Annotated in this window: 13 protein-coding genes and 1 pseudogene; 6 read left to right on the top strand and 8 right to left on the bottom strand. The window is 69.9% G+C overall.

The annotated features are described in order from the left end of the window. Positions 1-13: 13 nt before the first annotated feature. From iolD to iolC, 4 genes are read right to left on the bottom strand one after another with little or no spacing between them, the layout of a single operon-like run. Positions 14-1894 (bottom strand): 3D-(3,5/4)-trihydroxycyclohexane-1,2-dione acylhydrolase (decyclizing), encoded by a 1881-nt coding sequence (iolD, locus tag OG972_RS26535; protein WP_266985496.1) that lies wholly within the window; start codon positions 1892-1894, stop codon positions 14-16. Further along, positions 1891-2835, bottom strand: coding sequence for a 5-deoxy-glucuronate isomerase (gene iolB, locus OG972_RS26530; protein WP_266985494.1), 945 nt, complete (start codon positions 2833-2835; stop codon positions 1891-1893). The genes iolD and iolB overlap by 4 nt, the downstream gene beginning before the upstream one ends. 30 nt (positions 2836-2865) lie before the next feature. After that, positions 2866-3753, bottom strand: a complete 888-nt coding sequence (locus OG972_RS26525) for a deoxyribose-phosphate aldolase (RefSeq protein WP_266985492.1) — start codon at positions 3751-3753, stop codon at positions 2866-2868. Further along, the gene (gene iolC, locus OG972_RS26520) at positions 3750-4826 is read right to left on the bottom strand and encodes a 5-dehydro-2-deoxygluconokinase (RefSeq protein WP_266985490.1); all 1077 of its coding nucleotides are present in this window, start codon (positions 4824-4826) and stop codon (positions 3750-3752) included. Before iolC ends, OG972_RS26525 begins: the two co-directional genes overlap by 4 nt. 133 nt (positions 4827-4959) lie before the next feature. On the opposite strand from iolC, the gene OG972_RS26515 reads away from it, so the two are divergent. The 3 genes from OG972_RS26515 (at position 4960) to OG972_RS26505 (ending at position 6801) form a co-directional block, all read left to right on the top strand. Then, on the top strand, positions 4960-5922 hold the full coding sequence (locus tag OG972_RS26515) for a sugar phosphate isomerase/epimerase (protein ID WP_266985488.1): 963 nt from the start codon (positions 4960-4962) through the stop codon (positions 5920-5922). Between the two features lie 86 nt (positions 5923-6008). Further along, positions 6009-6386 carry a peptidoglycan-binding protein gene (locus OG972_RS26510; protein ID WP_266985486.1) on the top strand — a complete coding sequence of 126 codons (378 nt, stop codon included), beginning with the start codon at positions 6009-6011 and terminating at the stop codon, positions 6384-6386. Between the two features lie 217 nt (positions 6387-6603). Further along, positions 6604-6801: an AlpA family transcriptional regulator gene (locus OG972_RS26505; protein ID WP_266985484.1), complete on the top strand. Its 198-nt coding sequence runs from the start codon at positions 6604-6606 to the stop codon at positions 6799-6801. Positions 6802-6915: 114 nt separating this feature from the next. Here OG972_RS26505 and OG972_RS26500 read toward each other — a convergent pair whose 3' ends face one another. After that, positions 6916-7962 carry a zinc-dependent alcohol dehydrogenase family protein gene (locus OG972_RS26500; protein WP_266985482.1) on the bottom strand — a complete coding sequence of 349 codons (1047 nt, stop codon included), beginning with the start codon at positions 7960-7962 and terminating at the stop codon, positions 6916-6918. A 76-nt stretch (positions 7963-8038) separates the two neighbouring features. After that, positions 8039-10267 (bottom strand): MMPL family transporter, encoded by a 2229-nt coding sequence (locus OG972_RS26495; protein WP_266985480.1) that lies wholly within the window; start codon positions 10265-10267, stop codon positions 8039-8041. A 157-nt stretch (positions 10268-10424) separates the two neighbouring features. On the opposite strand from OG972_RS26495, the gene OG972_RS26490 reads away from it, so the two are divergent. The 3 genes from OG972_RS26490 (at position 10425) to OG972_RS26480 (ending at position 14213) form a co-directional block, all read left to right on the top strand. Continuing rightward, on the top strand, positions 10425-11210 hold the full coding sequence (locus OG972_RS26490) for a TetR/AcrR family transcriptional regulator (RefSeq protein ID WP_266985478.1): 786 nt from the start codon (positions 10425-10427) through the stop codon (positions 11208-11210). 142 nt (positions 11211-11352) lie between these two features. After that, positions 11353-11661: a heavy-metal-associated domain-containing protein gene (locus OG972_RS26485; RefSeq protein WP_266985476.1), complete on the top strand. Its 309-nt coding sequence runs from the start codon at positions 11353-11355 to the stop codon at positions 11659-11661. Between the two features lie 134 nt (positions 11662-11795). Beyond that, entirely contained in the window at positions 11796-14213 is a 2418-nt protein-coding gene (locus OG972_RS26480) for a cation-translocating P-type ATPase (protein ID WP_266985474.1), read from the top strand. Positions 14214-14712: 499 nt separating this feature from the next. On the opposite strand, the gene OG972_RS26475 is transcribed toward OG972_RS26480, so the two are convergent. Both OG972_RS26475 and OG972_RS26470 read right to left on the bottom strand, forming a co-directional pair. Next, a complete protein-coding gene (locus OG972_RS26475) occupies positions 14713-16002 on the bottom strand; it encodes a citrate synthase (protein ID WP_266985472.1) in 1290 nt (429 codons plus the stop codon). Positions 16003-16210: 208 nt separating this feature from the next. Further along, positions 16211-18433: pseudogene (locus tag OG972_RS26470) on the bottom strand (ATP-dependent RecD-like DNA helicase); the annotation flags it as partial. Between the last annotated feature and the right edge of the window lie 215 nt (positions 18434-18648).

Here is an 18648-nt window from a genome sequence, read left to right as displayed (position 1 = left end):
CTCCTTCAGGCCTTCAGAGGTGGCGGCGTCGGGCTGCGACTTGCCGGTCGTAGTCTTCCCGGGCTTTTACCGCCGACGGGCGGGTGGCCGTTTCGGCTACAGGAACATCCCACCACGCCTGCGCCGGAGGCGGGCCCGACACTGTGTCTGCCGTTTCGGTCTCGACGTAGACACAAGTGGGGCGGTCCGCGCTCCGCGCCTCGGTGAGGGCTTCGCGCAGGTCATGGACGGTCTTCGCGCGCAGCACCCGCATTCCGAGGGAGGCCGCGTTGGCGGCGAGATCGACGGGCAGCGGGGGGCCGGTGAAACTCCCGTCGGCGCCCCGGCGCCGGTAGGCCGTGCCGAAACGTTCGCCGCCGACCGTCTCGGAGAGCCCGCCGATCGAGGCGTAGCCGTGGTTCTGCAGGACGACGACCTTGATCGGGAGGTTCTCCTGCACGGCGGTGACGATCTCGGTGGGGTTCATCAGGTACGTGCCGTCGCCGACGAGCGCCCAGACGGGACGGCCGGGGGCGGCCAGCTGTACGCCGATCGCGGCCGGGATCTCGTATCCCATGCAGGAGTAGCCGTACTCCACGTGGTACTGGCGTCGGGAACGGGTCCGCCACAGCTTGTGCAGGTCGCCGGGGAGCGAACCCGCGGCGTTGACCAGGATGTCGTCGTCGGTGACCAGGGTGTCGAGCAGGCCGATGACCTGGGCCTGGGTGGGCCGGGCGTGGGGGTCGTCGGCGGCGAACGCGGCGTCGACGCGTTGCTCCCAGTGCTCCTTCGCCTCGGTGCACTCGGTCTCGTACGCCGGGTCGACGCGGTAGTTGCGCCCGTTCAGGGCCCCGCTCAGCGCTTCGAGGGCGGTGCGGGCGTCGGCGACGAGCGGGAGTGCGGCGAGCTTGTGGGCGTCGAAGCCGGTGATGTTGAGGTTGAGGAAGCGCACCGCCGGGTTGGCGAAGAGCGTGGCGGAGGCGGTGGTGAAGTCGGAGTAGCGGGTGCCGATGCCGATGACCAGGTCGGCGCTGCGGGCCAGCTCGTCGGCGGCCGCGGTGCCGGTCGGGCCGATGCCGCCGACATCGGCGGGGTGGTCGTGGCGCAGCGAGCCCTTGCCCGCCTGGGTGGAGGCGACCGGGATCCGGGTGGCGGCGGCGAACGCGGCGAGGGTCTCCTCGGCGGCGCTGTGATGGACGCCGCCGCCTGCGACGATCAGTGGCCGGCGGGCAGTGCGCACGGCCCGTACCGCCTGCTCCAGTTCATGGGCGTCGGGCGCGGGCCGGCGTACGTACCAGATGCGCTCGGCGAAGAACTCCTCCGGCCAGTCGTACGCCTCCGCCTGTACGTCCTGCGGCAGCGCGAGTGTGACGGCACCGGTCTCCGCCGGGTCGGCGAGGATCCGCATCGCCTGGAGGGCGGCCGGGACGAGCGCCTCGGGGCGGGTGATCCGGTCGAAGTAGCGGGAGACGGGGCGCAGACAGTCGTTGACGGAGACATCGCCGGCGGACGGGACTTCGAGCTGTTGCAGGACGGGGTCGGCGGGGCGGGTCGCGAAGGTGTCGCCGGGGAGCAGCAGGACGGGGAGGTGATTGATCGTGGCAAGGGCGGCACCGGTGACGAGGTTGGTGGCGCCGGGGCCGATGGATGTGGTGACGGCGTGTGCGGAGAGCCGGCCGGACTGGCGGGCGTACCCGACGGCGGCGTGCACCATGGACTGCTCGTTGCGGCCCTGGAGGAAGGGCATGGAGGGCCCGGTCTCCAGCAGCGCCTGGCCGATTCCGGCGACGTTGCCATGGCCGAAGATGCCCCAGGTGGCGCTGACCAGACGCTGCCGCCGGCCGTCGCGCTCGGTGTACTGGCGGGCGAGGAAGGAGACCAGGGCCTGGGCGGTGGTGAGCCTGCGGGTGCTCATCGGGATGCCTCCTGACCGGAGAGTCCGGAGGGGCCGGAGATTCCGTGGAGCGGGAGCCGGGGGTCGACCGGCTGCGCCGGCCAGGTGTCGCGGATCCAGCCGTGATCGGGGTGGTCGCTGATCAGCCACTCCCGCTGCTCCCCCGGGCCGGCCATCACGTTGAGGTAGTACATGGTGTGGCCGGGGGCGGCGATGGACGGGCCGTGCCAGCCGTCGGGGATCAGGACCGCGTCGCCACTGCGGACCTCGGCGAGGACATCCGTGCCGCCGGGCCGGGACGGGGAGACCCGGTGATAGCCGAACCCGGCCGTGCCACCCCGCTCCTCGATCTCGAAGTAGTAGATCTCTTCGAGAACCGACTCGGCTCCGGGGCGGTGTTCGTCATGTTTGTGCGGCGGATACGAGGACCAGTTGCCACCGGGGGTGAGGACCTCGACGGCAATCAGCCGGTCGCACTCGAACGTGTCGGCGGCGGCGAAGTTGTGGACCTGGCGCGAGCAGGTCCCGGAGCCGCGCAGCTCGACGGGTACCTCCGGCGCGGGGCCGTAGCGAGCGGGGAGTCGTCGCTCGCACTTCGCTCCTGCCAGGGCGAAGCGGCCTCCTGCGCCGGAGGCGATCTGCGCATGGGCGTCGCGTGGTACGTAGGCGAAGTCGGACACCCCGCTGAACACGCTTTCCCGGCCCAGCAGTTCAAAGATCTCACCTGAGGTGTGCACCGTACAGCCACCGGTCAACGGCAGGACGATCCACTCACTCTCCCCGGTGACAAATGGGTGAACACCACCGGGCCGCAGCTCCACCACACGCAGGCTCGACCGGTCCCAGCCGGCCCGCTTCGGATCGATGTCCAGGGCGTACGGTCCCTCCGCCGCGCTGCCCGCGGGCAGATGCCACCGGTGCCGCGGCCGTTCCCCTACGCGTTCCTCATGGTCCGTCGTCATGCCTTCTCCCTACCCCTCCCTGTCCACTCGCTACAGCAGTGCCACGGCCGTGTCGACGGCACCGGCCACATCCCCGTCGACCGGATAGAGCAGCGACCTCCCCACCACCAGCCCCTGAACGGTGGGAAGTCGCAGCGCGCCACGCCATTTCTCGTACACGCCCTCCTGGTCGCCGCCCACCTCGCCGCCCAGCAGCACGGCAGGCAGCGTCGATGTCTCCATCACGCGCGCCATGTCGTCGGGGTTCTCGGTGACGGGCACCTTGAGCCAGGTGTACGCGGAGGTCCCCGCGAGTCCCGAGGCGATGGCGATCGACGTGGTCACCGCGGCCGCGCCGAGGTCGTTGCGGACCTTGCCGTCGATCCGGCGGCAGAGAAACGGCTCGACGAAGACCGGCAGCCGGTGCGCGGCCATGGCGTCGATGGCGCGGGCAGTGGCGTGCATGGTGTCGAGGGAGCCGGGGTCGTCGTAGTCGATGCGGAGCAGCAGCTTGCCCGCGTCGAAGCCGAGCCGGGCGAGGTCGTCGGGCCGGTGGCCGGTGAAGCGGTCGTCGAGTTCGAAGGAGGCGCCCGCAAGACCACCGCGGTTCATCGAGCCGATGACGACCTTGTCCTCCAACGCGCCGAGGAGCAGCAGGTCGTCGAGGATGTCGGCGGTACCGAGGACACCGTCGACGCCGGGGCGGGAGAGGGCGAGGCAGAGCCGCTCCAGGAGCTCGAACCGGTTGGCCATGGCCAGTTCGTGCCCGCCGACGGCGAAGGAGCCGCGGGCCGGATGGTCCGCCGCGATGATCATCAGGCGCCCGCTGTCACCGACGAGGGGCCGTCTGCGGCGGTGGGCGGCGGCCTCGGCGACGGCTTCGGGGTGGCGCACGCGCAGCCGTACGAGGTCGGCGACGGAGGAGGCCGCGGGTGTCATGAGACCGCCCCGGGCCCGGTTCCGGGTTCGGGTTCGGGTTCGCCGGTGGTGACGGCGCCGCGGACGAGTGCCTCTTCCACCTCGTAGGGGAAGGGCATGGCGGGCGAACAGGCGAGCCGGGAGGCGACGATGGCACCGGCTGCGTTGGCGTACCGCATGATGCGCTCGGTCTCCCAGCCCGCGAGCAGCCCGTGGCAGAGCGCCCCGCCGAAGGCGTCTCCGGCGCCGAGACCGTTGACGACGTCCACCGGCAGGGGCGGGACGTCGGCGACGGTGCCGTCCCGGTGGACGGCGAGGACGCCCTTGGGGCCCTGCTTGACGACGGCGAGCTCGACCCCGGCGGCGAGCAGGGCGCGGGCGGCCGCATACGGCTCGCGCTCCCCGGTGGCGATCCGGCACTCGTCGAGATTGCCGACGGCGACGGTGGCGTGGGCGAGGGCCTCGCGGTAGCGCGCGGTGGCCGTGGGGTGGACGAGGTGGTCCGTGCCGGGGTGATCGGGCTCGCCGGCCCAGAACATCGGGCGCCAGTCCAGGTCGAAGACCGTGCAGCGACCTCGCGCGAGGCCTCGCTCGCTGCCGGACTCCGCCCGCGCCTCGCCCCTGGCGCGCAACGCCGCCAGCGTCGCCGTGCGACTGGGTTCCGCGCACAGTCCGGTGCCGGTCATCCAGAAGACCCGGGCCGCCCGGATCGCGTCCAGGTCGAGTTCCGCTTCGTGGATCTCCAGGTCGGGCGCCTTGGGCAGGCGGTAGAAGTAGAGCGGGAAGTCGTCGGGCGGAAAGATCTCGCAGAAGGTCACCGGAGTCGGATACGCGTCGACAGGCGTCACCCATCGGTCGTCCACCCCGAACTCCCGCAACTGCTGGTGGAGATAGTCCCCGAACGCGTCCCGGCCGGTGCGTGTCACCACCGCCGTCCGCCGTCCGAGCCGGGCGGCCGCAACAGCCACATTGGTCGGTGAGCCGCCGAGGAACTTCCCGAACGTGTCGACCTGAGCCAGCGGGCGTCCGGTCTCCAGGGGGTAGAGGTCCACCCCGATCCGCCCCATGGTGATCACGTCGTACATCTCAGGCATACGCGTCCCTTCGACCGGCGACCGGAGCGGCTGCCCCCAGGTCTAGCCCTCTCTCCGGAACCCTGTCAACATTTTGTCCGGACATACGGACGTACTCTTGACACTCGTCTTCCGGCGCCGAATTCTTGGCCGCATGACCTCCTCCGCTTCCGCTCCGGCCCGCATCCGTATCGGCTCGGCACCCGACTCCTGGGGGGTCTGGTTCCCCGACGATCCCCGTCAAGTGCCGTGGCAGCGCTTCCTCGACGAGGTGTCCGAGGCGGGTTACGAGTGGATCGAGCTGGGCCCGTACGGCTATCTCCCGACCGACCCGGCCCGCCTCGCCGAGGAGATCGGCCGCCGCGGACTCACCGTCTCCGCGGGCACCGTTTTCACCGGATTGCACCACGGCCCGGACGTCTGGGAACGGACCTGGGCGCATGTCGCCGACATCGCGGCACTCACCCGGGCGATGGGCGCTGGGCATCTGGTGGTCATTCCGTCGTTCTGGCGCGACGACAAGACGGGCGAGATCCTTGAGGACCGCACCCTCACCGCGGAACAGTGGCGCCACCTCACCACGCAGACGGAGCGGCTGGGCCGCGAGGTGCGGGACCGTTACGGACTGCGGATCGTCGTCCACCCCCATGCCGACACCCACATCGACAGCGAGGAGAACGTCAACCGGTTCCTCGACGCCACTGATCCCGACCTGGTCTCGCTCTGTCTCGACACCGGCCACTACGCCTACTGCGGCGGGGACAGCGTCAAGCTGATCGAGACCTACGGCGAGCGGATCGGCTATCTGCACCTCAAGCAGGTCGACCCGGACGTCCTGGCCGAAGTCGTGGCGGACGAGGTGCCGTTCGGGCCGGCCGTGGCACGGGGCGTCATGTGCGAACCACCGAACGGTGTACCCGCCCTGGGTCCCGTGCTGGACGCGGCCCGCCGGCTGGACGTCGACCTGTTCGCGATCGTCGAGCAGGACATGTATCCGTGCCCGCCCGACAAGCCACTGCCGATCGCCCGCCGCACCCGCGCCTTCCTTCGCTCCTGCGGCACCCCGGCGCAGACACCCGCGCCCGAGCAGGACACACCGAACCAGGCACGGATGTGACGTCCGGGCGGCGTGCGGTGTTGTGCTCGGAGAGAAGCGGGTGCGGTCCCTTCCGCACCCCGTGACCGCACGAGGAGCAACTCACCGTGATCCGCAAGATGTCTCTCTCCGCCAGGACGGCTGGGGCCTCAGCCCTGGCCGCACTCGCCCTGGCCGCCACCCTCACCGCCGCGCCCGGCGCCTCGGCCGCCGGGCGCGCCCCGGAGCAGTCGCTCCTCTCGCCCGGCGCGGCCTGCGTGTTCTACGACGGCAACCAGCTGACCTTCTTCGGTGAACAGGGCGAACGGGTCTCCGAGGTGCAGTGCCTTCTGGCCAACCGCCGCTATCTGCCGTGGAGCGCCGTCGACGGCACCTTCGGGACGACGACCCTCGCCGCTGTTCTGCGTTTCCAGGCGGACCACCCGCCACTCGTCCCGGACGGCCTGGTCGGTCCGCAGACCTGGTCCGCACTCTGGCACGCATAGCCGCCTCCGGCCCACATGCACGCCTTCTGTCACAGATATCACCCCCTCGTCACACATGTCTGCGTTACGCGGATCTTCCGTCACAGGCGCTCGACAGCCCCTCGCCGCTCGTCACTCCGTGTCGTTCACCGGACACAGGCTGAGTGATCGTCAGCGTCCGTGCCGCAGTGCCCCCGACAGCCCCCGGCTGCCGCCGCGGCACAGAGAGGTGTCACTTATGACGGACAGAAGGCTCTGGTCCTACAAGGACATTGCCGCGCACATCCGGGTACAGCCGGAAACCGTTCGCTCGTACCGCAAGCACGGTCTCCTTCCCGCACCCGACCATGTGGAGAGTGGTAAGCCCTACTGGTACGCGGACACCGTCCGCGCCTGGATCGCTGCCCGCCCGAGCAACCGGGGCCGCAAGGACTGACGCCCTCTCCCCTTCCTCCGTCCATTCCAGGCCCCGTACGGCGACCGTCCCACCCGGCGCCGCACGGGGCCTCCGTCCGTGCCTGGTTCCCGTGGCGCCCGGTCCTCGGCCGGGCTACTTCATGGGGTCGATGATCGTCACTCCTGCCCCTGGCGTCTTCCCCATCGCGGCGAGTGCCGCCGGTGCCGCGTCCAGCGGGATGGTGGACGTCACCAGCAGGTCGGGGCGCAGGGTGCCGGCCCGCACCATGTCCATCATCGGCGGGTAGTCGTGCGCGGCCATTCCGTGGCTGCCGAGGATCTCCAGTTCTTGACCGATCACCCGCGCCATGGGGACAACGGGGTCACCGGCCACCGTGGGCAGCAGTCCCACCTGGACATGGCGCCCCTGCCACCGCAGGCTGCGGACCGAGGCGGCACAGGTGACCGGCGAACCCAGCGCGTCGAGTGACAGATGCGCTCCGCCTCCGGTCAGTTCGCGCACTGCTTCGTCCGCCCCGCCCGGGTGCGCGGACGCGTCCACGCACGCCGCCGCCCCGAACGACCGGGCGAGTTCGAGCGCGCGAGCCGAGACGTCGACCGCGACCACCCGTGCCCCGCACGCCACCGCGATCATGACGGCGGACAGTCCGACCCCGCCGCATCCGTGCACCGCGACCCACTCGCCCGGCGCCACCCGCCCCTGACCGACGACGGCCCGGAAAGCCGTGGCGAACCTGCACCCCAGACCGGCTGCCGTGGCGAACGACAACCCCTCCGGCACGGCGACCAGATTGACGTCGGCCTGTTCCAGAGCCACGTACTGGGCGAACGAGCCCCAGTGGGTGAAGCCCGGCTGGGTCTGCCGCTCACAGACCTGCTGGGCACCGGCCGCACAGGCGGGGCAGCGCCCGCAGGCGCAGACGAAGGGCACGGTGACCCGGTCGCCGGGCCGCCAGTTGACAACGCCCCGTCCCACCTCCTCGACCACACCGGCGAGTTCGTGGCCCGGCACATGCGGCAGGGTGATGTCCGGGTCGTGGCCCATCCAGCCGTGCCAGTCGCTGCGGCACAGCCCGGTCGCCTCGACTCGAACCACGACGCCCTGCTCGGAGGGGACCGGATCCGGTACATCCTGCACCCCGGCGTCCTGCCCGAACTCCTCGAACACCACTGCCCTCATCAGCCCGCCCTTCGTTCCGCCCGCCGGCCGGACCGCACCCGTGCTGTCCGTCGAAGCACTCGTCGGACCGTCGAATCTACGCCCCGGTGCTGATCTTGTCCCGATCGGGAGCGGCCGCGGACATGTCCTCGGCGAGGACCGATGCGGGCCCCCCTTCGCTCAGCCCGAACCTCTGGTGGAAGGCCCGCAGCGGTGCGGGTGCCCACCAGGTCACCCGGCCCATCAGCTTCATCACCGACGGCACCAGCAGGCTCCGCACCACCATGGCGTCCATCAGCACGGCGAGCGCGATACCGAGGCCCAGCATCTTCGTGTTGGTCACCCGCGACGTACCGATGGCGACCATCACCACCGCGAGGATCACGGCCGCCGCAGTGATCAGTCCGCCGGTGTGCCTCAGCCCGAAGGTCACCGAATGCTCGTGGTCTCCGGTGCGGTCGTACTCCTCCTTGATCCGGGAGAGCAGGAACACCCCGTAGTCCATGGAGAGTCCGAAGGCGACGCAGAACATCAGTACGGGCAAGGTCGTCTCGATGTCCCCTGTACTGGTGAAGGAGAGCAGTCCGGACAGATGCCCGTCCTGGAAGACCCAGACGACCGCTCCGAACATCGCTGTAAGGCTCAGAGCGTTGAGCACCACTGCCTGGAGCGGGATGAGCACGCTGCCGGTGAGCAGGAAGACCAGCAGCAGCGTCACGAGGACGATGATGCCCACCGCCCACGGCAGCCGGTCCGCGATGGCGTCCTTGGAGTCGACGAGGACCGCAGCCGTGCCCGTCACCGAGGTGTCGAACGGCGCGGGCTGGGCCCGGAGCTCGCGTACGAGCTGCTGGGACTCCTCCCCCACGGCCTCCCCCTTGGGCAGCACGCTGAAGTATGCGGACCGCCCCTCCGTCACCGGTCCGTCGACTCGGAGGACGCCGGGGAGCGCAGTGATCCTGTTCCGGTAGTCGGCGTACTGGGCGGGCGTCGCGCTGCCTTCCGCGAGGACTTCGAGGCCGCCGCCGGGGCTGCCGGGGAAACCGTCCCGTATGTGCTGCTGGACGACATGCGACTCGGCACCCGCGGGCAGCTGGCGGTCGTCCGCCGTACCGAACTTCACCCCGAGGAACGGCAGTCCGAGCAGGACCAGGCCCACCGTGGTGAGGACGGCGAAGACCGGCGCCCGGCGCATCACCAGGGTCGCGAACCGCCCCCATCCCCTGCCCGACGTGTCCGGATCGTGGTGCGCCTCGCTCCCCCGGCGGCGCAGCAGTCGGCGCAGGTCCAGGGAGTTGACCCGAGGACCGAGAAGCATCAGCGCGGCCGGCAGCAGGATCAGCGCGGCAGCGGCCGCCAGCAGAACCACGGCGATCCCCGCATAGGCGAACGAGCGCAGGAAGTACTGCGGGAAGACCAGCATCGCGGCCAGCGAGACCGCCACGGTCAGCGCGGAGAACAGCACCGTGCGCCCCGCGGTGCGCAGCGTCGTGCCCACCGCCGCCCGGGTGTCCGCTCCCGCCGCGAGCTCCTCGCGGAACCGACGCACGATGAACAGGGCGTAGTCGATGGCGAGCCCGAGACCGAGGGCCGTGGTGAGGTTCTGGGCGAAGACCGAGACGTCGGTGAATTCGGTGATGCCCCGCAGTACGGCGTTGGTCCCCAGGATCGCGACGATGCCGACGCCGAGCGGCAGCAGGGCCGCGATCGCGCTGCCGAAGACCATGACCAGCAGCACCAGAGTGACCGGAAGGGCGATCATCTCGGCCCGCAGCAGGTCCTCCTGAATGATCGTCTGCATCTCGTGCCGTACGGCGACGGGGCCGCCGACCGAGACCTTCACCGGGCCGTGCGTCCCTCGGTAGGTGGGGGCTATCCGGTCCAGGACCTCGCCCACCGCCTTGTCGTGGCCCTCGATCCTGGCCGCGATCAATGCCTCCCGCCCGTCCTTGGCGCGGAGCCCGGGCGACTTGCTCTGCCAGTACGAACCGACGCCCGTGATGTCCTTCTCCGCAGCCAGCTTCTCGGTGAGCCGTGCGGCCTCGGCGGCCACCGCAGGGTCGTCGACAGAAGAGCTGCCGCTGTCGACCAGCAGCAGAAGGTTGGGCTGGGACGCGGGAAACTCGCGCTCCAGCGCCTTGGTCGTATAGGTGGACTCGGCATCGGGGGCCTCCCAGCCACCGCTGCCCATCCGGTCGGCGACGCCGCTGCCCGCGAACACCGCGAGCGCCGTGATCACCAGGGCCGCCAGCAGCGCGAGCCGCGGCCGCGCGGTGACGAACCGGGTCCAGCCCCCCAGGCGCTCCGAGCGGTTGACTTGAGGCATGGTGCGATGTCCCCTTCCCCCAGACCCGGGCGGCACAGGGCAGCATGGGTCACTCGTTGCCACATACACTGGCAAACACGAGTCATCGCTCGCGTTCCACAAGAATGCGAGCGCCCACTCGCGTTTGTCAAACGCGTGAGGAAAGCTGGGGATTACCGTGTCGGAGGCCAGATCCGGAGCCGCCGGAGCCGCCGGAGGGAAGGGCACCACCGGGGACGCGGGCGCCACCGAGGGGAAGGGCGCCACCAAGGACGCACGCGCCGCCGGGGGTGCGGGCACCGCCGCCGGCCGGCCGCGCCGCCGCCAGGCCCGCGGCGAAGCCCGCATCGCTCAGCTCCTCAAAGCGGCCGCCAGCGTCTTCTGCGCGACCGGCTACACCGCCGCGAGCACCAACGCCATCGCCCGCGAGGCCGGCGTCTCGCCGGGCACGCTCTACCAGTTCTTCCCGAACAAGGAGGCCATCGCCGTCGAACTCGGCGACCAGCTGCTGGGGCGCTGGCGCGAGACGTACGGAGCGGCCTTCCTGCCGGACAATCTGGCACTCCCCCTCGACCGGATGCTGGACGCCACCCTCGACCCGCTGATCACGTTCAACTGCGAGAATCCGGCCTTCACCGTCCTGATGCACGGCTCCGAGATCCCCGGCGTGATCATCCGCGAGCACGACACCCTGCACACGACGATGCTCTCCCGGGTCGAGGCCATCCTCGGTGGGTACCTCCCGGACACGCCGCCCGCCGAGATCACCCGCATCGCCACCATGATCTTCATCGTCTTCAAGGCGGGACTCGACGTGATCATGGCTCACGAGGGCAAGGAGCGGGAGGCATACATCAAGGAGTTGAAGACCGTACTCCTCCGCTATCTGGAGCCGCTGGTCGGCGACCGGGCCCTCCGGGCCCCCTCGGCCGCCCCGGCCACCGATCCGCCGAATGGCCGATAGCGCGCGAAGCGACATCACCCCCTCTCGCGTTCATACCCCCTAGGGGTATAGAGTTGCTACCTGTTGGGGCGCACCGGCCTTCCCGGGGCTCCCTGGCGCCACACTGCAGCTGTCAGCTGTACGCGTCGAAGAGGAGAACACCATGACCACCGAGACCCAGCTCCCCCAGGCCACCGGCTCCTGCTGCTCGCCCGGTGGCTCCTGCCACGACGGTGCGGAGAGCGAAGCACCGGCGGGCGCGGTCACCACCGTCTACCAGGTGACGGGCATGACCTGCGGGCACTGCGAGGGCGCCGTCTCCGAGGAGATCTCCGGCATCGAAGGCGTCACCTCGGTGAAGGCCGTGGCCTCCACCGGGCAGGTGACCGTCGTCTCCGAGGCGCCGCTCTCCGAGGACGCCGTCCGCGCCGCGGTCGACGAGGCGGGATACGAGCTCGCCGGTCAGGCCTGAACGCCGTCCCCACCCGGACACCCCCAAGACCCCGCACCGTCAGCATCACCTGCACCACCCCTTGCACCGCCGGGCCGGACCGACCAGCAGATACTGGTGGGACACGGCCCGGTCGGCATTTCAGGAGTTCGGACATGCACAGCGCTACAGAGGCCGAAGCCCCGGCAGTCGTGAGTTCGGAAGCGGAACTCACGATCGGCGGGATGACCTGCGCCTCGTGCGCGGCCCGCGTCGAGAAGAAGCTCAACCGGATGGACGGCGTCACCGCGTCCGTGAACTACGCGACAGAGAAGGCGCGCGTCGCGTTCGGTGCCGGGACCCGGCTGGCCGACCTGATCGCCACGGTCGAGAAGACCGGATACACCGCACAGCCGGTACAACGGCCCGCACCGACGCCACCCCCGGAAACGTCCTCGACGCCCGAGGCCACCAGCCGCGCCGAGGCCGAACGGACCGGAGGGACCCGACAGACCCGGGAAACCGAAGCCGCGGCGGACACCGACACCGCGCCGGAGGAAACCGAAGCCGAGCGCGGCGCGGCCGACGCTCTCGCCGCCCTGCGGCAGCGGCTGATCGTCTCGGCCGTCCTCGCCGCCCCCGTCGTGCTCCTGGCCATGGTCCCGTCCCTCCAGTTCGACAACTGGCAGTGGCTCTCCCTCAGCCTCGCCGCCCCCGTGGTCGTCTGGGGCGGACTGCCCTTCCACCGCGCCACCTGGACCAACCTTCGGCACGGCGCGGCCACCATGGACACCCTCGTCTCCGTCGGCACGCTCGCCGCGTTCGGCTGGTCGCTCTGGGCGCTGTTCTTCGGGGACGCGGGCATGACCGGGATGCGGCACGGCTTCGACTTCTCGGTCTCACGCGCAATGGGGTCTCCCCTGCTCGAGCGGAGCCGAGAGCTCGGGGAAGGCTCCTCCACCATCTATCTGGAGGTGGCCGCCGGGGTCATCACCTTCATCCTGCTGGGCCGCTATCTGGAGGCGAAGTCCAAGCGGAAGGCCGGTTCCGCGCTGCGTGCGCTGATGCACCTCGGCGCGAAGGACGTCTCCGTCCTCAGGAACGGCACCGAAGTGCGCATCCCTGTCGCCCGGCTCACCGTCGGCGACCACTTCGTGGTCCGTCCCGGCGAGAAGATCGCCACCGACGGCACCGTCGTCGAGGGCACCTCGGCGGTGGACGCGTCGATGCTCACCGGCGAGTCCGTGCCGGTCGAGGTCGGGGTCGGGGACTGCGTCACCGGTGCCACGCTCAACGCGGGCGGCCGGCTCGTCATCGAGGCGACACGGGTCGGCGCCGATACCCAGCTGTCCCGGATGGCCAGGCTCGTCGAGGACGCCCAGAACGGAAAGGCCGAGGTGCAGCGCCTCGCCGACCGGATCTCCGCGGTCTTCGTCCCGGTCGTCCTGCTGCTCGCGCTGGCCACCCTGGTCGTCTGGCTGCTGTTCACGGACGACGTGACCGCCTCGTTCACCGCCGCCGTCGCCGTACTGATCATCGCCTGCCCCTGCGCGCTCGGCCTCGCCACTCCCACCGCGCTCATGGTGGGTACGGGGCGCGGCGCGCAGCTCGGCATCCTGATCAAGGGCCCGGAGGTCCTGGAGACCACCCGGCGTATCGACACGATCGTCCTGGACAAGACCGGCACGGTCACCACCGGCCGGATGGCCCTCCAGAACGTCCACGCGGCGCCCGGCACCGACGCGGCGCAGCTGCTGCGGCTGGCCGGCGCCCTGGAGCACGCCTCCGAGCACCCGATCGCCCAGGCCGTCGCCACCGGCGCCGCCGAACGCACCGGGGCCGCGCTCCCCGCCGTCCAGACCTTCACCAACGTCCCGGGGCTCGGGGTACGCGGCACCGTCGACGGGCACCAGGTGCTCGTCGGACGCCCCCAGCTGCTCACCGACGCCGGGATCACCGTCCCGGAGGCGCTGTCCGGCGCCCTCGCGGACGCGGCGGCCCAGGGACGTACGTCCATCGCGGTCGCCTGGGACGGCGAGGCGCGTGGCGTTCTCGGGGTCGCCGACGCGATCAAGGACTCCAGCGCGACAGCCGTTGCCGAGCTGCGCGCCCTCGGTCTCAGGCCGGTGCTGCTGACCGGCGACAACCGGGCCGTGGCGGACGCCGTCGCCCGTGCCGTCGGCATCGACGAGGTCTATGCCGAGGTGCTCCCCGAGGAGAAGGTGCACGTCATCGAGCGGCTCCGGGCGGAGGGACGTTCGGTCGCGATGGTCGGGGACGGTGTCAACGACGCGGCGGCCCTCGCCACCGCCGACCTCGGGCTGGCCATGGGCACCGGCACGGACGCCGCGATCGAGGCGAGCGATCTGACCCTCGTTCGTGGAGATCTCAAGGTGGCCGCCGATGCCATCCGGCTCTCCCGACGCACCCTGACCACGATCAAGGGCAACCTTTTCTGGGCATTTGGCTACAACGTTGCCGCCCTACCCCTTGCGGCATTTGGCCTGCTCAACCCTATGATTGCCGGAGCGGCGATGGCCTTCTCATCGGTCTTCGTCGTGACGAACAGCCTGCGGTTGCGCGCCTTCACATGATTTCCACAAAGAGATCTAGATCACATCGGTTTGAGGGTAACCATCCGATGGGTTCGCGAGTCTAAGAGTGCGATGCCAAGGATGTCTTGGGGGACGTCCGACGAAGTGTCTTGGGGGATGCTTCAGGCAAGCGTTGGCCGGGGCACGTGCACCGGGGAGCTTTGAGCGGCCCTCCCGAAGGTACGTACCCCGGCAGACCGCGAGACGTGCAACCGCAGTGACGTAGTGCAGCAGTACCGAGGAACACCCAGGAGCTTCGGCTCCCGCAGACGCCCGGCCGGATCCCGTGGGGGGAATCCGCTCCGGGACATGGGAAGCGCCTCGCTGCCGGCCCGTGGGGGGATCGGCGGCGGGGCGCTTCTCGCTACGGGACAGCCCTTGGGGCCTGGGCCGGGTACGCAAATCGCCCCGGACACCGCGCTCTGTGCGAAAGCGCGGTACGCGGGGCGAAGGCAGCCCGGCCGCAGTGGCCGGGGTGATACAGAGGGTGCTACGGGATTCAGCGGCCCTCGACCGGGACGAAGTCGCGCAGGACCTCGCCGGTGTAGATCTGGCGCGGGCGGCCGATGCGGGAACCCGGCTCCTTGATCATCTCGTGCCACTGGGCGATCCAGCCGGGGAGCCGGCCGAGCGCGAAGAGGACGGTGAACATCTCGGTCGGGAAGCCCATGGCCCGGTAGATCAGACCCGTGTAGAAGTCCACGTTGGGGTAGAGGTTGCGCGAGACGAAGTACTCGTCGGAGAGCGCGTGCTCCTCCAGCTTCAGCGCGATGTCGAGCAGCTCGTCGGACTTGCCGAGCGCGGACAGCACGTCGTGGGCCGCAGCCTTGATGATCTTGGCGCGCGGGTCGAAGGACTTGTAGACGCGGTGGCCGAAGCCCATCAGCCGGACGCCGTCCTCCTTGTTCTTCACCTTGCGGATGAAGGAGTCGACATCGCCGCCGTTGGCCTGGATGCCTTCGAGCATCTCCAGCACCGACTGGTTGGCGCCACCGTGCAGCGGGCCCCACAGCGCCGAGATACCGGCCGAGATCGAGGCGAACATGTTCGCCTGCGAGGAACCGACCAGACGCACGGTGGAGGTCGAACAGTTCTGCTCGTGGTCCGCGTGCAGGATGAGCAGCTTGTCGAGCGCGGAGACGACGACCGGGTCCAGCTCGTACTCCTGGGCGGGGACCGAGAAGGTCATGCGCAGGAAGTTCTCGACGTACCCGAGGTCGTTGCGCGGGTAGACGAAGGGGTGGCCGATCGACTTCTTGTACGCGTACGCGGCGATCGTCGGCAGCTTGGCCAGCAGGCGGATCGTCGAGAGGTGGCGCTGCTCCTCGTCGAACGGGTTGTGGCTGTCCTGGTAGAACGTGGACAGCGCGCTGACGACCGAGGACAGCATGGCCATCGGGTGGGCGTCGCGCGGGAAGCCGTCGAAGAACCGCTTGACGTCCTCGTGCAGCAGCGTGTGCTGGGTGATCTCGTTCTTGAAGGTCGAAAGCTCGTCGACCTTCGGAAGCTCACCGTTGATGAGCGTGTACGCGACCTCGAGGAACGTCGAGCGCTCGGCGAGCTGCTCGATGGGATAGCCGCGGTACCGCAGGATGCCCTGCTCACCGTCGAGGTAGGTGATGGCGGATTTATACGCGGCGGTGTTGCCGTATCCGCTGTCCAGCGTCACCAGGCCGGTATGTGCCCGGAGCTTCCCGATGTCGAAGCCCTTGTCGCCGACGGTGCTGTCGATCACCGGGTAGGTGTACTCGTCATCGCCGTACCGCAGTACTACAGAGTTGTCGCTCACGTCATCCCTCACCGACGTAGTGCCTCTTCTTCGAGGTTCCCTGACTGTCTCCACCCTCCCCCATTTGGCTCAGGAGAGTGCACTCGGGGTCGTCCATTGGACCTACTGGCGGCACTCAGTGCCGCCAACTTACTCATCCTGCCCCCTTGACTCCGGTTCCGGAAGGGCCTCGTGATGTTTGCCACCGATTTGATCGATCATTTTTTTCCGCTGATCCTCCGCCCGACCCTCCGCGCAACCGGTAATCCAGCGCCGTACAGCGTCTGCCTGCGGAAACCGTGCGGACCGCCTGGCCGATCGCCTGCCGGGAGCCGACCAGCACAACGAGCTTCTTGGCCCTCGTCACGGCCGTGTACAGCAGGTTCCGCTGGAGCATCATCCAGGCGCTCTTGGTGACGGGGATGACGACGGCCGGGTACTCGCTGCCCTGGGATCGGTGGATCGTCATGGCGTACGCGTGAGCCAGCTCGTCCAGCTCGTCGAAGTCGTACGGGATCTCCTCGTCCTCGTCGGTGAGGACCGTCAGCTGCTGTTCATCGAGGTCAAGGGTGGTGACAACGCCGACCGTGCCGTTGAAGACGCCGTTCTCCCCCTTGTCGTAGTTGTTTCGGATCTGGGTGACCTTGTCGCCGACCCGGAAGACCCGGCCCCCCATCCGCTTCTCCGGCAGGTCGGGGCGGGCCGGGGTGATGGCCTGCTGCAGCAGTCCGTTGAGCGTGCCCGCGCCGGCCGGACCGCGGTGCATGGGGGCGAGGACCTGGACGTCACGCCTCGGGTCGAGGCCGAATTTGGCCGGAATACGACGGGCCGCGACGTCCACCGCGAGGACGCCCGCCTCCTCGGTCTCGTCCTCGACGAAGAGGAAGAAGTCGCTCAGGCCCTGGGTGAGCGGCGGCGTCCCGGAGTTGATCCGGTGGGCGTTGGTGACGACTCCGGACTGCTGGGCCTGGCGGAAGATCGTCGTCAGCCGGACCGCGGGAACGGGTCCGCCCTCGGCGAGCAGGTCGCGTAGCACCTCCCCCGCGCCGACCGAGGGCAGCTGGTCGACATCCCCGACGAGCAGCAGATGGGCACCGGGTGCCACGGCTTTGAACAGCTTGTTGGCGAGCAGCAGATCGAGCATCGACGCCTCGTCGACGACGACGAGATCGGCGTCCAGCGGACGGTCCCGGTCGTAGGCCGCGTCCCCGCCCGGCTTCAGTTCCAGCAGCCGGTGCACGGTGGACGCCTCGGCGCCGGTCAGCTCGGACAGCCGTTTCGCGGCCCGCCCGGTGGGCGCGGCCAGAACGACCTTTGCGCGCTTGGCCCGGGCCAGCTCGACGATGGAGCGGACGGTGAACGACTTGCCGCAGCCGGGTCCGCCGGTCAGCACGGCGACCTTCCGGCTGAGCGCGAGCCGTACGGCCGCCTCCTGCTCGGGGGCGAGCGTCGCCCCGGTACGACCGGCGAGCCATGTCAAGGCCTTGCCCCAGTCCACGTCCTGGAAGGCCGGCAGCCGGTCCTCGGGGGTCCGCAGCAGCCGCTGCACCTGCGCGGCGAGAGCGACCTCGGCGCGGTGGAACGGCACGAGGTAGATCGCGGTGATCGGCTCGCCTCCCTCGGGCGACGGCACCTTCTCCCGTACGACGCCTTCCGGATCCTCGGCCAGTTCGGCGAGGCACTCGATGACCAGACCCGTATCGACCTGGAGCAGCTTGACCGCATCGGCGATCAGCCGCTCCTCCGGGAGGAAGCAGTGCCCCTGGTCGGTGGACTGCGACAGCGCGTACTGCAGCCCCGCCTTGACCCGCTCCGGACTGTCGTGCGGGATGCCGACCGCCTGCGCGATCTTGTCCGCGGTGAGGAAGCCGATGCCCCAGACGTCGGCGGCCAGCCGGTAGGGCTGGTTCTTCACGACGGAGATCGAGGCGTCCTCGTACTTCTTGTAGATACGGACGGCGATGGAGGTGGAGACGCCCACACCCTGGAGGAAGACCATCACCTCCTTGATCGCCTTCTGCTCCTCCCAGGCGGCGGCGATCATCTTCGTCCGCTTCGGGCCGAGCCCCGGGACCTCGACCAGCCGCTTCGGCTGCTGCTCGATGATGTCGAGCGTGTCGACGCCGAAGTGGGTGGTGATCCGGTCGGCCATCACCGGCCCGATGCCCTTGATCAGTCCGGAGCCGAGGTAACGGCGGATGCCCTGGATGGTGGCGGGCAGCACGGTCGTGTAGTTCTCCACCGTGAACTGCTTGCCGTACTGGGAGTGCGAGCCCCAGCGCCCCTCCATCCGCAGGGACTCCCCGACCTGCGCACCCAGCAGCGAACCGACGACGGTCAGCAGATCACCCGCACCCCGACCCGTGTCGACGCGGGCGACCGTGTACCCGTTCTCCTCGTTCGCGTAGGTGATCCGCTCCAGGACCCCTTCGAGGACGGCCATGTTGGACATGCCTCGACCGTATCGGGCGCCACCGACACTCCACACGCCGAGTCACGGACCCACGCGGTGGGACAACTGCCGCCGACGCCGAGGATGTGGCGGCGCTCGGTGTGCAGCAGCCGGTCGCCGACCGCGAGATCGCCTGCGAGTTCGGCGGCGAAGCCGATGAAGGCGGCCCGGGAGACGACCTCGGTGCCCAGGAAGCTTCTTGAGAGTGGGAGCTG

This window comes from Streptomyces sp. NBC_01669 (genome assembly GCF_026339735.1).
In the GTDB taxonomy this organism is placed as follows: Bacteria; Actinomycetota; Actinomycetes; order Streptomycetales; family Streptomycetaceae; genus Streptomyces; species Streptomyces yanii.
This window is presented reverse-complemented; position numbering and strand designations above follow the sequence as displayed.

Excerpts from the sequence above, each read along its gene's own strand:
- iolD (WP_266985496.1), bottom strand. The coding sequence starts at position 1,894 with ATGAGCACCCGCAGGCTCACCACCGCCCAGGCCCTGGTCTCCTTCCTC.
- iolB (WP_266985494.1), bottom strand. The coding sequence starts at position 2,835 with ATGACGACGGACCATGAGGAACGCGTAGGGGAACGGCCGCGGCACCGG.
- OG972_RS26525 (WP_266985492.1), bottom strand. The coding sequence starts at position 3,753 with ATGACACCCGCGGCCTCCTCCGTCGCCGACCTCGTACGGCTGCGCGTG.
- iolC (WP_266985490.1), bottom strand. The coding sequence starts at position 4,826 with ATGCCTGAGATGTACGACGTGATCACCATGGGGCGGATCGGGGTGGAC.
- OG972_RS26515 (WP_266985488.1), top strand. The coding sequence starts at position 4,960 with ATGACCTCCTCCGCTTCCGCTCCGGCCCGCATCCGTATCGGCTCGGCA.
- OG972_RS26505 (WP_266985484.1), top strand. The coding sequence starts at position 6,604 with ATGACGGACAGAAGGCTCTGGTCCTACAAGGACATTGCCGCGCACATC.
- OG972_RS26500 (WP_266985482.1), bottom strand. The coding sequence starts at position 7,962 with ATGAGGGCAGTGGTGTTCGAGGAGTTCGGGCAGGACGCCGGGGTGCAG.
- OG972_RS26495 (WP_266985480.1), bottom strand. The coding sequence starts at position 10,267 with ATGCCTCAAGTCAACCGCTCGGAGCGCCTGGGGGGCTGGACCCGGTTC.
- OG972_RS26485 (WP_266985476.1), top strand. The coding sequence starts at position 11,353 with ATGACCACCGAGACCCAGCTCCCCCAGGCCACCGGCTCCTGCTGCTCG.
- OG972_RS26480 (WP_266985474.1), top strand. The coding sequence starts at position 11,796 with ATGCACAGCGCTACAGAGGCCGAAGCCCCGGCAGTCGTGAGTTCGGAA.